General features: G+C 55.4%; 11 protein-coding genes. 2 read left to right on the plus strand and 9 right to left on the minus strand.

Translation table 11 applies throughout. The features are described 5' to 3' along the window. Nucleotides 1–4: 4 nt before the first annotated feature. Complete coding sequence (locus Dpoa2040_RS05730; RefSeq protein WP_042869700.1) at nt 5–724, minus strand: (Fe-S)-binding protein; 720 nt, start codon at nt 722–724, stop codon at nt 5–7. A 136-nt stretch (nt 725–860) separates the two neighbouring features. After that, nucleotides 861–2,009, minus strand: coding sequence for a cyclopropane fatty acyl phospholipid synthase (gene cfa, locus Dpoa2040_RS05735; protein ID WP_168640607.1), 1,149 nt, complete (start codon nt 2,007–2,009; stop codon nt 861–863). Between the two features lie 370 nt (nt 2,010–2,379). Between cfa and Dpoa2040_RS05740 the strand changes: the two genes are divergently transcribed. Further along, nucleotides 2,380–3,177, plus strand: a complete 798-nt coding sequence (locus Dpoa2040_RS05740; RefSeq protein WP_168640608.1) for an AraC family transcriptional regulator — start codon at nt 2,380–2,382, stop codon at nt 3,175–3,177. A gap of 57 nt (nt 3,178–3,234) precedes the next feature. On the opposite strand, the gene Dpoa2040_RS05745 is transcribed toward Dpoa2040_RS05740, so the two are convergent. From Dpoa2040_RS05745 to katG, 7 genes are all read right to left on the minus strand, one after another. Further along, nucleotides 3,235–3,930: a CidB/LrgB family autolysis modulator gene (locus Dpoa2040_RS05745; protein ID WP_168640609.1), complete on the minus strand. Its 696-nt coding sequence runs from the start codon at nt 3,928–3,930 to the stop codon at nt 3,235–3,237. Beyond that, entirely contained in the window at nt 3,920–4,345 is a 426-nt protein-coding gene (locus Dpoa2040_RS05750; RefSeq protein ID WP_042869710.1) for a CidA/LrgA family protein, read from the minus strand. Before Dpoa2040_RS05750 ends, Dpoa2040_RS05745 begins: the two co-directional genes overlap by 11 nt. Nucleotides 4,346–4,523: 178 nt before the next feature. Then, nucleotides 4,524–5,162, minus strand: coding sequence for a response regulator transcription factor (locus Dpoa2040_RS05755; protein ID WP_168640610.1), 639 nt, complete (start codon nt 5,160–5,162; stop codon nt 4,524–4,526). Further along, on the minus strand, nt 5,155–6,225 hold the full coding sequence (locus Dpoa2040_RS05760) for a sensor histidine kinase (protein ID WP_042869714.1): 1,071 nt from the start codon (nt 6,223–6,225) through the stop codon (nt 5,155–5,157). The genes Dpoa2040_RS05755 and Dpoa2040_RS05760 overlap by 8 nt, the downstream gene beginning before the upstream one ends. A 61-nt stretch (nt 6,226–6,286) precedes the next feature. Then, entirely contained in the window at nt 6,287–7,615 is a 1,329-nt protein-coding gene (locus tag Dpoa2040_RS05765; protein ID WP_146411398.1) for an AAA-associated domain-containing protein, read from the minus strand. A 7-nt stretch (nt 7,616–7,622) separates the two neighbouring features. Further along, nucleotides 7,623–9,377 (minus strand): ABC transporter permease subunit, encoded by a 1,755-nt coding sequence (locus Dpoa2040_RS05770; RefSeq protein WP_168640611.1) that lies wholly within the window; start codon nt 9,375–9,377, stop codon nt 7,623–7,625. Nucleotides 9,378–9,909: 532 nt separating this feature from the next. Further along, nucleotides 9,910–12,102 carry a catalase/peroxidase HPI gene (katG, locus tag Dpoa2040_RS05775; RefSeq protein WP_168640612.1) on the minus strand — a complete coding sequence of 731 codons (2,193 nt, stop codon included), beginning with the start codon at nt 12,100–12,102 and terminating at the stop codon, nt 9,910–9,912. Between the two features lie 547 nt (nt 12,103–12,649). Between katG and ftsI the strand changes: the two genes are divergently transcribed. Then, the gene (gene ftsI / locus Dpoa2040_RS05780) at nt 12,650–14,347 is read left to right on the plus strand and encodes a peptidoglycan glycosyltransferase FtsI (RefSeq protein WP_042869721.1); all 1,698 of its coding nucleotides are present in this window, start codon (nt 12,650–12,652) and stop codon (nt 14,345–14,347) included. Nucleotides 14,348–14,367 lie beyond the last annotated feature (20 nt).

The following is a 14,367-nucleotide window of genomic DNA, read 5'->3' on the forward strand; positions in this document are numbered from 1 at the left end:
CTCCTTAACGACTCATCAGCACTTCAGCGATATGCAGCACTTTAACGGCGTGCCCTTCGCGCTTTAGCCGTCCGGCGATGTTGATAAGGCAACTGGCATCGGCGCCGATCAGGTAGTCTGGTTTGGCTTCCATGATGTGCGCCACCTTTTCTTTCACCATTTCACCGGAAATCTCCGCCATTTTGACGGAAAACGTACCGCCGAAACCGCAGCAGGTTTCCTGTGCGTGGAACGGCAGCAGTTCCAGATCACGCACCTGACGCAGCAAGGCCAGCGGCTCTTCGCGAACGCCCAATTTGCGATACAGACTACAAGAGGGGTGATAGACCGCTTTGCCTGGCAGGCGCGCACCGACATCGGTAACCCCAAGCTGGTTGACAATAAACGAGGTGAAGTCAACCATCCGGCTGGCGACCCGTTCGGCACGGCTGGCCCATGTCGGTTCATCCATCAGCCAGTCGACATAATGGCGGATAGCGTTAGTGCAGGAACCGGCTGGTGAGACGATAGGGTCATCGTTCTCTTCCAGCGCGGCTATCAAGGTTTTCATGCCCGGTAGCGCGTCACGGATGTACCCGCTGTTGATGGCAGGTTGGCCGCAGCAGCCCTGTCGTTCAGGAAAGTGAACGCGGCAGCCGAGCTGTTCCAGCAGCAGCACGCTGTCACGCGCCATGCGCGATTTGAGCGCATCGCCGATGCAGGTGACAAAGAAATTAACATTCATGTTGTTTTAGCTTCCTGTTTGTAGGGGTTGGCAATCTATTGATTTAAATCGTATTGATTTAAAAGCGTATCGGTTAAAACAATCACTGTGGCGCTTATCATCATCAGTTCGCTGGCCTGCGCAGTGGCCTGAACCGTTAACGCGGCACGCACAACCCGTGAGTGACGCCCCGGCTAAAGAGGACCTGCCATAGCTGGATGTTTCTGGCCCGAAAGGCGCCGGCGCACGCCGTCAGGTAATAACTAAACATTCGTCGGAAGGCGGGCGAATAATCAGCAGCCAGTTGCGGCCAGGCGGTATTAAAACGGGCCAGCCAGGCCATCAGGGTTTTATCGTAATCGGCACCGAAGTTGTGCCAGTCTTCCATCACAAAATAGGGTTCGCTGGTGCTGGCGATTTGTTTAATGGATGGCAGGCATCCGTTGGGGAAAATGTATTTATTAATCCACGGGTCAACGTTATGAGCTGTGGTATTCGACCCAATGGTATGTAACAGGAACAGGCCGTCCGGCTTCAGGCACCGGTCTGCCATCTCAAAATAGGCGGCGTAATTTTTCGGCCCCACGTGTTCAAACATGCCGACGGAGACAATACGGTCATATTGTTGGTGCAGATCGCGGTAATCCTGCAACAGAATATGGATATCCAGCTCGCCACATCGTTCTTCTATAAAGGCTTTCTGCTCGGCAGAAATGGTGATGCCATGTACGGTGACACCGTAATGCTGAGCGGCGTATACCGCCAGCCCGCCCCAGCCACAGCCGATATCCAGCAGCGTCATACCGGGTTTGAGCTGGAGCTTTTCGCAGATCAACGCCAGTTTGTGCTGCTGGGCCTCTTCAAGCGTGTCGGCCTGTTTCCAGTAGCCGCATGAGTATTGCATGTAAGGGTCAAGCATATGACTGAACAGGTCGTTGCCGAGGTCGTAGTGCACTTTGCCGACCTGCCAGGCGCGTTTGCGGGACTGAAGGTTGACCAGCCGCGCCAGTGCGATGCGCATCAGATCACGCCAGCGTGACAGGCGTTGTTCATCCAACCGGGCAGCCAGTATACGGTGGAAAAACATATCGAGCCGCGGGCAGTCCCACCAGCCTTCCATATAGCTCTCACCCAGCCCAAGCGAACCCTGTTGTAATACCCGTTTGAAAAAGCGTGAATCATTAACCTGAATATCCCAGGGTTCGGTGCCATTAATAGTAATGCTGGCCTGATGTAATAATTCCTGCGTGATACGCCGCCATTCATTTTTCTCGCTGATATCATCAACGATGCACACATTACTCATGATATCTCCTTTAAATAACAGTTAATTCAATTACCTATTATTAAAATTAATGACTACTGGGGTACTGTTATTTCGGGTGACATCATGCTGCTATTGGCAATATGACGTCTTTCATCAAAAAATGAACAAGTATCAAAGTACGAACAAGGTATGGCTAAAAACGGCGAATGTCCGAGACATAAATAGAATGTCGCTTCCATGAGTTATTCCTCAATCCATAGGCTGGTTTGAAAAATCGTATAATCACAGAGAATCTGTTCTTCAGGTCATGAGCTGACACCTGCTGAATAGATGCTGATTATCGGGCAAATCAGGCTGTCCTGCGTTACCCTATCAAGACAAACTTCATCGAGTAGAGGTCAGGTTCGTTATGTCCCATGCGCTTGTGTCGTCTCCCCATTTGCCGATAGCAGGGCAACCTGCGCCGGTATTGCTTTCCCTGCCGCGCCCGGTCTACTTTCGCAGCTACCCGCTGGTAAAGGAGACGGAAGTGGCGTTGCATCAGCATCCGTTTGTCGAGTTTCTGTACGCGCGCGAGGGGGGAATGCGGGTGGAGATTGAAGGCAAAACCCTGATCGTGCCGGTGCTGTACGGCGTCTGGATACCGGCGCATGTACCGCACCGCATTCTGGCGACCAGTGATGTGTTGCTGGAAAGTTTGTATATCGAGCCGGAGTATGTAGCTATCGACCACAGTGGTTGCAAGGTGGTGCTGGTCAGCGATTTCATCCGCGAGTTTATTCACTATGCCACCGGGCATGTGCCGGAACAGTATGACTACGAGGGGGATGATGCCCGGTTGGTCAGGGTGCTAACGACGTTGCTGCGGCAGTTGCCGGATGCGGGTTTTTCACTGTCGTGGCCGCCTTCCGCCACGCTGATGCGGGTGTGCCGCGCTATTCAGCAGACGCCGGATGCGCTGCACGGCATTGACGAGTGGGCGGCGCGCACCGGGATGTCGGTGCGTACGTTTTCGCGCCGTTTTAAAAAGGAAACCGGCGTGGCGTTCAGCGAGTGGAAGAAACGTATGCGGCTGCTGGAATCGGTGGTGATGCTAAAGAATAACCACAGCGTAACGCAGGTGGCGCTGGAACTAGGGTATGCCAGCACCGCCTCGTTTACCTTCGCGTTTCGGCAAATGTTTGGCGTGCCGCCGACACGCTATTAATTCCCGCTTTCTCGACCGGTGGTACGGCTGTTTTGGTACGACTGTTTTGGGTACAGATTAGTGCGCCAGAGCGACCAGCATCGGGAACAGCAGCGGTGCAACCAGCGAGGTGATGATGCCGCAGATCACCAGCGCCAGCGAACTGAATGCGCCTTCTTCATAATCCAGCTCGGCGCAGCGGGCGGTGCCAAGCGCGTGCGACGCGGTGCCCATTGCCAGTCCGCGCGATGCTTTGGTGTGTATGCGCATGACGTTAAGCAGTGTGTGGCCGAATACCGCGCCAAGAATACCGACGAAGATCACGCACACCGCGCTGATAGCCGGGATACCGCCGATGCTGCCGCCTACTGCCATGGCTATCGGCGTGGTGACTGATTTCGGCATGATCGAGGCGGCAATCGCCGGTGTGGCGCCCAGACGCAGCGCAATCCAGGTGCCGCTCACCATCGCCACCAGACTGCCAATAAAACAGACGCTGATGATCGACTTCCAGCGCATACGGATTTGATGCAACTGCTCATACAACGGAAACGCCAGCGCCACCACCGCGGGTTGCAGCAGGCTGTTTAGCACCGAGCTGCCCTGAAAATAGCGTTGGTATGGGATATGGCAGACCAGCAACAACGCAATCAACACCACCATAGACACCAGCAGCGGGTTTAACAACGGTGAATTCAGCCGCTGTGCCAGCCAACGCGCTAAAAAGAACACCAGTAGCGTCAATGGCAGCGACCAGACGATATCATGCAACATGATCGGCTCCTTTTTCTGCCTCTTCTGTCCCGGTCTGATGACGGGCTGATTTACGCCCGTGGAGCATATGCGAACATACGCTGACGGTAATCAATACCACCAGCGTGCTGGCGGCGCAGGAAACGATAATCGGCGCGAACTGGGCACGCAGCAGGTTGAAATACTGCATGACACCGACGCCAATCGGCACAAACAGCAGCGCCATATAGCGGATCAACACATGGCAACCCGGTTTGACCCACTTCACCGGGATAATCTGTAATGACAACAACAAAAACAGGATCAGCATACCGATGATGCTGCCCGGTAAGGTGATAGGCAGCACGGCGGCAAGGCCGATACCAAGGTACAAACAAGCGTAAATCAGTAAAAACGCTCTGGCCTGATGCCAGAAGCGGAGGGTAACGGTATTCATGAAAGCATCTGCCACGCTAAAAGTGGGTGGATAACGGTGTTGATTATCGCTCGCTTAGTCGTGGCGCTTATTATCAAATCAGGACGATATTTATCGATTATAGGACGAGTTGCCGGGAGGGAATGGGCGGTATCGCCTGTCCGGATGGAGAGCAGCAGTGTTATGGAGAGCAGCCGCGTTATCCCTGCGCCGTCTTTCTCAGCGCATCGTATAACCGCACCAGTTCGGCCAGCGAGTCGGCATTCATTTTGCGCATCACCGCTGCGCGCCGCACTTTCACCGTGATTTCGCTAACGCCAAGCTGTGCGGCGATCTGTTTGTTCAACTGCCCGGTCACCACCTGTTCCAGTACTTGCTGTTCGCCGGTGGTCAGGCTGTCGTAGCACGCCTGTAGCCTGGCCTGAATATCAGCCTGACGGCGTTGTTCGTTGTCCCGTTCCAGCCCTTTTTGGATAGCATCAAGCAGCCCCTGTTCACGAAACGGTTTGGTCAGAAACTCCAGCGCACCGGCTTTCATGGCACGTACTGACATCGGAATATCGCCGTGGGCGGTAATAAAAATGACCGGCAGCATGATGCCGTGGCGGTGCATGTCATCCTGAAAGTCCAGCCCGCTCATGCCCGGCATCCGCACATCCAGAATCAGGCAGCCTGGGCGGTCTGGCCGGGGCGCGTTGATAAACTGTTGCGGCGACTCGAAGGCGCGACTTTCCAGCCCGACCGATGCCAGCAGATCTTCCAGCGCGGCCCGTACCGATGCGTCATCATCGACGATATAAACGAGCGGCGTATTTTCATGCAGCGATGTTTCATTCATGGTGCTTTTTTTCCGTCCCCGGCAGGGTGAAGTAAAAGGTGGCGCCGCCGTCGTGGTTGGCGCTGGCCCAAATCTGGCCGCCGTGGGTTTCGATGATCGAACGGCTAATGGTCAGGCCCATCCCCATGCCGGTCGATTTGGTGGTGAAAAAGGTTTCAAACAGCCGCTCACGTTGTTCCGGCGTGAAGCCAACACCATTATCGCAAACTGCAAAGCGGATATCGCCGCTGTTATCACGATCCACCGTGACTGATAGCGTGCGTGGTTCCGTGTCGGCAGCGCTGATGGCCTCCACCGCGTTCAGGATCAGGTTCATCAGCACCTGCTGAATCTGGATCTTATCGGCCAGAATGGGTGGTAACCCTTCTGCGACGTTGAGGTCGAACAGAATACGTTGTTGCGTCAGTTCGCTGCGAATCAACAGCAGCATTTCATCAATGGTGTCGGTGATGTTTAACCACGCCTTGTGCACAGGGGTTCGGCTGGCGAATCCACGGATACGGGCGATGATTTCGCTGGCGCGATTGGCATCGTTGATGATGCGCTGTAGCGCCAGCTCCGCACGCTCCTGATTGGGCGGTGTGGCGTTAAGCCAGCGCAGACAAGCGTGGCTGCTGGTAACAATAGAAGCCAGTGGCTGGTTGACTTCATGGGCTATTGACGCAGTCAACTCGCCCATCAGGTTAACGCGGGAGATTTGCGCCAGTTGGGCGCGTGCTTCATGAAAGGCGTTGATGGCCGACGACATTTTCAGTGCCAGATACGTCGATAGCGTGATCGCCAGCAGGCTGATGCCGCAGTTGATCAGGCTGGATTCATTGCCGCTGGGTTTGCTGAGCTTATAACTGAGCAACGTCAGCACGATGCACAGCGCGGCAATGGCGGTGACGCCTCGCGGGGTAAGAAAACGTACCGCCAGCAGTACGATGGCAATCTGAAATACCCCCACCGCAATTTCCAGATCAGTGAGGGTATCCACCACCGAGATACCCACCGCCATCAGTACCAGCGGGATGACCCGCAGTGTGGTGGCAGCGTGACCGACACGTGTTTTATCACTCATGTTTTACCACTCATGAACAAAGACCTTTTTCTGTGTCGTTCCCGCTGCCGGCGGCGCGTGATTACGACGGATTTTCCAGGCTGAACTGGTCGTGGGTATCATCATAGGCGAACAATTCCGCGTAACGTCCCCACTGCGTGACCGAGTTCAACGTCTGGGCGGCATCGATTTCCGACATAAAATCTTCCAGTTCGTCGCGGAAACGGCGCGCCGGAGCAGTACGAGACGAGCGTTCGTCCAGTACCCGCCGAATATGTGCCACCAGCGGCACGTAGTTGAGCAAGTGCTGGGCGAACAGCTGTTTGCGCTCGTCCACGCTGGCGTTGGCGTAACGTGCGGCGGCAGGCAGCAGCCGGATATCACCGCCCTGCAATTCAGCAAAACGCAGCAGTTGCAAAATTTCCCCCACCGGGAACAGCTCGTCAGCGGTGTACTGCAAGGCATTGGCCAATTCAGGCAGGTCCGCCTTACCCGCATAGGGCGCGGCGTGCACGGCTTCAATCAGGCCAGCCAGCGAATTGGTGGATACCAATGGCAGCACCATACCCAGCCCGGTACCTGGGAAAATCCCCTGCCGTGCGGCGCCTGCGCTGTTATCAGAGGTCATTTTAACGTAAATGTCTTCAACCAGCGCACGAAATGCCGGGTCCTGGCGATTACGCGGTTGCGGCAGGTCAACGCGGATTTCACAGGCGACCCGACCGGGGTTGATGGAAAACAGAACGATACGATCACACATCAGTACCGCTTCTTCGATGTTATGCGTCACCATCAGAATGGATTTGATCGGCATTCTGCCTTCGCCCCACAAATCCAGCAGATCGGTACGCAGGGTTTCCGCTGTCAACACGTCCAGCGCGGAAAACGGCTCGTCCATCAACAGGATGTCCGGGTCCACCACCAGCGCACGCGCCAGCCCGACGCGCTGGCGCATCCCGCCGGACAACTCTTTAGGATAGGCGTTCTCAAAGCCGTCAAGACCGATGAGATCAATCGCTGCCAGCGCCCGTTTGCGCCGCTGCTCTACCGGTACATTTTGCGCTTCCAGCCCGACTTCAACGTTTTGCTGTACCGTCAGCCAGGGAAACAGCGCAAAGCTCTGGAACACCATGCTGACGGTCGTCGGTTTGCCATCCGGCCCCGGCGGAAAATCTACCTGACCGGCGCTTGGCGTGAGCAACCCGGCGATGGAGCGCAGCAAGGTCGATTTACCGGAACCGGAACGACCGAGCAGCCCGACGATTTCGTTGTCGTACAACGTCAGGTTGACGTCATCCAGCACCAGCCGTTCGGCGCTGCCGGGTTTACCATACAGATGCCGAACGTGTTGTACATTCACCAGGCAGTTCTGTTGATGAGCCAGATGGGTTGGCTGAAGAATAGTCATCATGTTCTCCTTAACCGAGGCGCAGACGGCGTTCGGCGAATTGGTACAAGGGGCGCCACAGCAGGCGGTTAAACGCGATCACGAACACTGACATTACCGCGATGCCGAGCGCGACCTGATGGAAGTCGGCTGCCGTAGTCGCGTTGGCGATGTAAGCGCCAAGGCCGGTGGCTTCCAGATGTTGTTTCCCCCAGGAAATGGATTCGGACACGATACTGGCGTTCCAGGAGCCGCCGGAGGCAGTGAGCGCGCCCGTGACGTAATAAGGGAAAATGCCCGGCAGCGCGACCTGACGCCACCACTGCCAGCGCCGGATGCCGTAAATACGCGCGGCTTCCAGCAGATCGGTCGGCAGGGCCGCCGTACCGGCGATCACGTTAAACAGGATGTACCACTGGGTACCCAGTATCATCAGCGGTGACAGCCAGATATCCGGGTTGAGGTTAAAACCGGCAATCAGGATGACGGCGAACGGGAACAACACGTTGGCCGGAAAGGCGGCCAGAAACTGCGCCAGCGGTTGCAGACGTTCAGCCACACTGGGTTGCAGGCCGATCCACACGCCGACAGGCACCCAGATGACGCTGGCCAGCGCAATCAGCACCACCACTCGTACCAGCGTGGCCATACCCATGACGAATACCGCAATCACATCCGCCATGCCAAGTGAGGCACCGATGTATTGCACCAGCTGTACCACGCCTGTCAGCACACCGATAATCACCAGCGCCAGCCACAACCGATCTGTGACCTTGTTGTAACGGGGGCTGGGGGTATAGCGTAAAAAACGCGGCATCTGCGGCCAGCGCAACGCTGCCAGCGTGTAGAACGGCCAGCCAAGTATCTTGATGATCGCCGTCGAGATGTGAGTGCGACGGACAAGGTCGTAAACCCAGGAGCGCGGCCTTTTTTGTGAGGCAGTTTGTTCGAAACGGAATTTATCCGCCCAGGCGACGACTGGCCGGAACAGCAGTTGATCGTAAAGCACTATCACGATGGTCATAGCGATAACCGCCCAGGCGATAGCCGTCAGATTTTCCTGCGCGATTGCCAGCGCCAGCCAGGAGCCGATCCCCGGCAGGCTGACGGTGGTGTTGCCGACGGTGATCGCTTCCGAGGCGACCACGAAGAACCAGCCGCCGGACATCGACATCATCATGTTCCACACCAGACCGGGGATAGCGAACGGCAGTTCGAGGCGGATAAACCGCCGCCAGGGCGAGAAGCCGAATTGCTGGCTGACTTCGCTCAAATCACCGGGAAGGGTGCGCAGCGACTGGAAAAAGCTAAACGCCATATTCCAGGCCTGACTGGTGAAAATGGCGAAAATAGCCGCGCATTCCACGCCCATCTGGCGACCAGGAAACAACCCCATAAAAAACGTAACGGTAAAGGTCAAAAAACCCAGCACCGGCACCGATTGCAGAATATCCAGCGCCGGGATAATCACCATTTCGGCCTTGCGGCTCTTGGCGGCCAGCGTGGCGACGACCAGCGTGAACAGCAACGATACCGCCAGCGCCACAAACATGCGCAGGGTGGTGCGTAGCGCATATTCCGGCAGCAGGGCGATATCGAGCCTGACCGGGCTGGCATCCAGAATGGAGAGCGGCAGGCTCATTTGTTCCATGCCGTACACCACCAGCGCAATCACCAGCGCCAGCAGTGTGAAGAATAGGATATCGGCCCGATAGGACGGCGCAGCGCGCTGCCTGGTGAGCAGTGCACGATGGTCAGTCATGATGTCCTGGAGTGGATGGCGCATGATTTTCCTCCCGGTAATGTCAGGCAGTAGCCGGAAAGTCATTCCGATGCTATTTGCCAAATCTGGTTGCCAAATAAGGATACCGGCATTGTCAGTGTGCGCTGAGCAATACGACGATGGGGCGGCGTTATTCTTTAATGAGTGGCAGGAAAATAAAATAATCGAGACAAAGCGTCCACGATTAAAAAGTATAGGCCATTTATACCAAAGTATACTTTCGTGAAATGGCGTAACGATGGGAATGAAAAAATTTTAATTTTTTATTAAAAATCAATATATTGTTTATTTTGTTTTTTGTTGAGTAATTGTTGCTGATATTTTTCATTCGGTAGATGGCCGGTGGGGAATACTATTTATTTTTTACTTATTGTGAATGCTTTATGAATATTCGGCGAGTGTATAAACCGAATGGAACAGAATGACGGTGTTTTCATATCAGAAACGTAAACTGAAGTGAGAGCATAGCGATGTTGACTGAGGATACGTTGGCTGGCGATACCCCGGCGTTAAGAACGCCGGGGTAGGGTGACGATTACGCCAGATCGAAACGGTCGAGGTTCATCACTTTAGTCCAGGCGTTGACAAAGTCATGGACAAACTTCGCCTGTGCGTCCGCACTGCCGTAGACTTCCGCCAGCGCGCGCAGCTGCGAGTGGGAACCAAAGATCAGATCGACGCGGGTGCCGGTCCACTTCAGGTCGCCGGTTATGCGGTCACGTCCTTCAAACACGCCATCTTCTGCTGCGGCTTTCCAGACGGTGCCCATGTCCAGCAGGTTGACGAAGAAGTCATTGGTCAGCGTACCGGGTTGTGTGGTGAACACGCCATGCGGCGCCTGACCGACATTTGCGCCCAGTACGCGCAGCCCACCTACCAGTACTGTCATTTCCGGCGCGCTCAGCGTCAGCAGCTGTGCCTTATCCACCAGCAGGGCTTCGGCTGTCACGCTGTAACGGCCTTTCAGGTAGTTGCGAAAGCCGTCGGCGATAGGCTCCAGCACTGCAAACGACTCAATGTCGGTTTGCTCCTGAGTGGCATCCATCCGTCCAGGCGTGAAGGGCACCGTTACTGTATGACCGGCAGCTTTCGCGGCCTGTTCTACCCCGGCTGTGCCAGCCAGCACGATCAGGTCTGCCAGCGATATCTGTTTGTTGCCGGACTGAGCGCGGTTGAATTCGCTCTGGATGTTTTCCAGCGTACCCAGCACTTTCGCCAGTTGTTCCGGTTGGTTGACCGCCCAGTCTTTCTGCGGGGCAAGACGAATGCGTGCACCGTTGGCGCCGCCGCGTTTATCGGAACCACGGAAGGTGGACGCGGATGCCCAGGCGGTAGACACCAACTGGGAAACCGTCAGGCCGGAGGCCAGTACTTTCGTTTTAAGTTCGGCAATATCCTGCTCGCTGACCAGAGTGTGGTTAACGACTGGGATCGGGTCTTGCCAGAGAAGCTCTTCGGCTGGGACTTCCGGGCCGAGATAACGGGCGCGCGGACCCATGTCACGGTGCGTCAGTTTGAACCAGGCACGGGCGAATGCATCGGCGAACTGATCCGGATTTTCGTAAAAACGGCGGGAAATCTTTTCGTACGCCGGGTCGAAGCGCAGCGACAAGTCGGTGGTCAGCATGGTAGGCACATGGCGTTTGGATGGATCGTGCGCGTCTGGCATTTCCCCCGCGCCTGCGCCGCCTTTCGGTTGCCACTGGTGAGCGCCAGCCGGGCTTTTGGTCAGCTCCCATTCGTAGCCGAACAGGTTCTGGAAGAAGTAATTGCTCCATTGCGTCGGCGTTTGCGTCCAGGTCACTTCCAGTCCGCTGGAAATGGTGTCGCCGCCTTTGCCGCTGCCAAACGAACTTGCCCAGCCCAGTCCCTGTTCTTCAATGCTGGCCGCTTCCGGCTCCGGGCCAACCAGCGCCGCGTCGCCAGCGCCGTGGGTTTTCCCGAAGGTGTGACCACCTGCGATCAGCGCCACGGTTTCTTCATCGTCCATCGCCATGCGACAAAAGGTTTCGCGGATGTCTTTGGCGGCGGCAACCGGGTCCGGGTTACCGTTTGGGCCTTCCGGGTTGACGTAAATCAGGCCCATTTGCACCGCGGCCAGCGGGTTTTCCAGATTGCGTTCGCCGGAATAGCGCTTATCGCCGCTAAGCCAGGTGGTTTCCGAACCCCAGTACACATCTTCTTCCGGTTCCCACACATCCGCACGCCCACCGGCAAAACCGAAGGTTTTGAATCCCATCGATTCCAGCGCCACATTGCCGGTGAGGACTAGCAGGTCGGCCCAGGAAATTTTCTGGCCATATTTCTGTTTAATCGGCCACAGCAGACGGCGTGCTTTATCGAGGTTGACGTTATCGGGCCAACTGTTGAGCGGTGCGAAGCGTTGCTGGCCGGCACCAGCGCCGCCACGGCCATCTCCGGTGCGGTAAGTTCCGGCGCAGTGCCAGGCCATACGGACAAACAGCGGGCCGTAGTGGCCGAAGTCTGCCGGCCACCACTCCTGCGAATCGGTCATCAGGGCATGAAGGTCTTTTTTGAGTGCGTCCAGATCAAGGCTGTTAAACGCCTCGGCATAGTTGAAGTTGTTATCCAGCGGGTCAGACAAGGAGGAGTGTTGGTGCAGGATTTTCAGATTCAGTTGATTGGGCCACCAGTCACGATTATCGGTGCCGCTGCCGGTAACAGGTGTGCTTTGGTGATGGAACGGGCATTTGTTTTCAGTTGTCATCGTTCTCTACCTTATTGCTATGTGTCTCAGGTCGTCCGGTCTGAACAGGTTGCCGGGCAATGCGCTGTGGACAGAAAATGGCTGATGCTACTTGTATGTGGTGTTGCGTCAGGGTCTGACGCAATAATTTGAATTTCTTAGCGTCCTTTGGTTGAAATTCACTGCCTATCTTAGTCAGCGGTTGGTGAGAGATGAAATCGAATTTCGTGAATATTGTGATAGATGCTGGCTATTTAATTTTTGGAATTAATAAGTAAAGCAATTGTTAACGGCTCGATGATTGAGCACTATGACTGCCGGATTGTCAGGGCAGAGAGGAGAGGGGGACGATGCGATAGCGAACGTTTTTGCGGCAACGATTATTTTTATTTGTATCTTTCATTGCAATTATTAATGAATTACGTAGGGATGTTTCCTGCTTCTGTACCCATTGCTGATGTCATTTATAGTGCCGCCACACGATAAATCGGTATTTTTACCTCAGGTTATGCTCCGCAGTCGCTACGCACCATTGCGCAGTGTAACCGTATTTTAGTTGGCGCGGTTTATGCTCAAAAGACGTTCTGTCAGTGTAGGGGTGACCTATTTTCAGGGTCGCTTTGTTTTACTGTGTGTCGGCATTATGGTCTGCCTGATATTACTGGTGGCTCGCGTCGGGTATTTGCAAGTGGTGACAAGCCTGCAACTTGAAAAAGAAGCCAATCAACGTTCATTACGCGAACTGGTCATGCAGCCGCTGCGCGGCACCATCACTGATCGCAATGGTCACCCGCTGGCGGTCAGTGTGGCTTCCAATGATGTGGTGGCCGACCCAATCCATGTGTTGCAAAGCGACCCCACGCTCGCCGGTGCACAGTGGAACGCGCTATCCAGCGCGTTATCGCTGCCTCCAGGCACAATTAAACAGAAAATTGAACAGAATGCGCACCGTCATTTCCTCTATATCGGACGTCAGGTCGAGGCCGGGATAGCCGATTACGTACGCCAACTACATATTGGCGGCATCTCCACGCCGGTTGACTCCAGCCGCTATTACCCGATGAGTGACGCGGTTTCCACCCTCATCGGCATCGTCGGGTTGGATGGTCAGGGACTGGATGGCATTGAACGGAGCTTCAATAAGTTGTTGCAGGGAAAGCCGGGAATGCGGGTTTATCGCAAAGATCGTTACGGCAATGTAGTCAGCCTGATGGCCGACGAACCGGCGCAACAGGCGCCGACACTGACCCTGAGCATCGACAGCTATCTGCAATTCGTTCTGTATTCGCACTTGCGCGATGGCGTGCAACTGAACAAAGCCGACTCCGGAGCGGCAGTATTGATTGACATCAATACCGGCGAGATTCTCGGTATGGCCAGCTACCCGTCCTATAACCCCAACAATTACGAAGGCGAACCGCAGAAAAACATGCGGAATGTGGCGATATCGGACAGTTTCGAACCCGGATCGACGGTTAAACCGCTGGTCGTGATGGCGGGGCTGCAACGTCATCTGATAAGACCTGATTCAGTTATCGACACCACGCCTTATCCGGTGAACGGGCATCTGATTAAAGACGTTGGTCACTGGAGCCGGCTGACCATCACCGGCATTTTGCAAAAATCCAGCGATATTGGGGTGTCTCATATTGCGTTGGCGATGCCGGCAAACGTGCTGGTTGATCTCTACCATCGTTTTGGGCTTGGTGTTGCCAGCGGGTTGGGGATTGAAGGTGAAACTCGCGGTTATTTCCCACTACACCGTGAGCGGTGGTCTGATATTGAGCGCGCCACCTTTTCCTTCGGGTATGGGTTGCGCGTCACGCCGCTGCAGATTGCGCGTGAGTACGCCACTATCGGCTCATTCGGTATTTATCGCCCGGTATCCATCACCAAAGTGACGCCGCCGGTTATCGGCACCCGTGTCATTGATGAAGATGTGGCAAAAACCGTGGTGCATATGATGGAGAGCGATGCGTTACCCGGCGGCAGCGGGGTAACGGCTGCTGTTCCTGGCTATCGTCTGGCGATTAAAACTGGGACAGCCGAGAAAATGGGGGCTGACGGCAAGTACGACGGCGGCTACGTTAACTATACCGCCGGGGTGGCGCCAGCCAGCAACCCACGGGTGGCATTGGTCGTGATGATCAATCATCCCGACGCCGGCAAACATTTCGGTGGTTCGGTTGCAGGTCCGGTTTTCGGTCACATTATGGGGGATGTGCTGCGTCATATGGACATTCCGCCGGACGCGCTTACGCCATAAGCCTTTGCTGTTCGCCGCGT

It is taken from the genome of Dickeya sp. CFBP 2040 (genome assembly GCF_012273755.1).
Classification (GTDB): Bacteria; Pseudomonadota; Gammaproteobacteria; order Enterobacterales; family Enterobacteriaceae; genus Dickeya; species Dickeya poaceiphila.

Excerpts from the sequence above, each read along its gene's own strand:
- Dpoa2040_RS05770 (WP_168640611.1), bottom strand. The coding sequence starts at position 9,377 with ATGCGCCATCCACTCCAGGACATCATGACTGACCATCGTGCACTGCTC.
- Dpoa2040_RS05740 (WP_168640608.1), top strand. The coding sequence starts at position 2,380 with ATGTCCCATGCGCTTGTGTCGTCTCCCCATTTGCCGATAGCAGGGCAA.
- Dpoa2040_RS05745 (WP_168640609.1), bottom strand. The coding sequence starts at position 3,930 with ATGTTGCATGATATCGTCTGGTCGCTGCCATTGACGCTACTGGTGTTC.
- ftsI (WP_042869721.1), top strand. The coding sequence starts at position 12,650 with ATGCTCAAAAGACGTTCTGTCAGTGTAGGGGTGACCTATTTTCAGGGT.
- Dpoa2040_RS05755 (WP_168640610.1), bottom strand. The coding sequence starts at position 5,162 with ATGAATGAAACATCGCTGCATGAAAATACGCCGCTCGTTTATATCGTC.
- katG (WP_168640612.1), bottom strand. The coding sequence starts at position 12,102 with ATGACAACTGAAAACAAATGCCCGTTCCATCACCAAAGCACACCTGTT.
- Dpoa2040_RS05730 (WP_042869700.1), bottom strand. The coding sequence starts at position 724 with ATGAATGTTAATTTCTTTGTCACCTGCATCGGCGATGCGCTCAAATCG.
- cfa (WP_168640607.1), bottom strand. The coding sequence starts at position 2,009 with ATGAGTAATGTGTGCATCGTTGATGATATCAGCGAGAAAAATGAATGG.
- Dpoa2040_RS05750 (WP_042869710.1), bottom strand. The coding sequence starts at position 4,345 with ATGAATACCGTTACCCTCCGCTTCTGGCATCAGGCCAGAGCGTTTTTA.
- Dpoa2040_RS05765 (WP_146411398.1), bottom strand. The coding sequence starts at position 7,615 with ATGATGACTATTCTTCAGCCAACCCATCTGGCTCATCAACAGAACTGC.
- Dpoa2040_RS05760 (WP_042869714.1), bottom strand. The coding sequence starts at position 6,225 with ATGAGTGATAAAACACGTGTCGGTCACGCTGCCACCACACTGCGGGTC.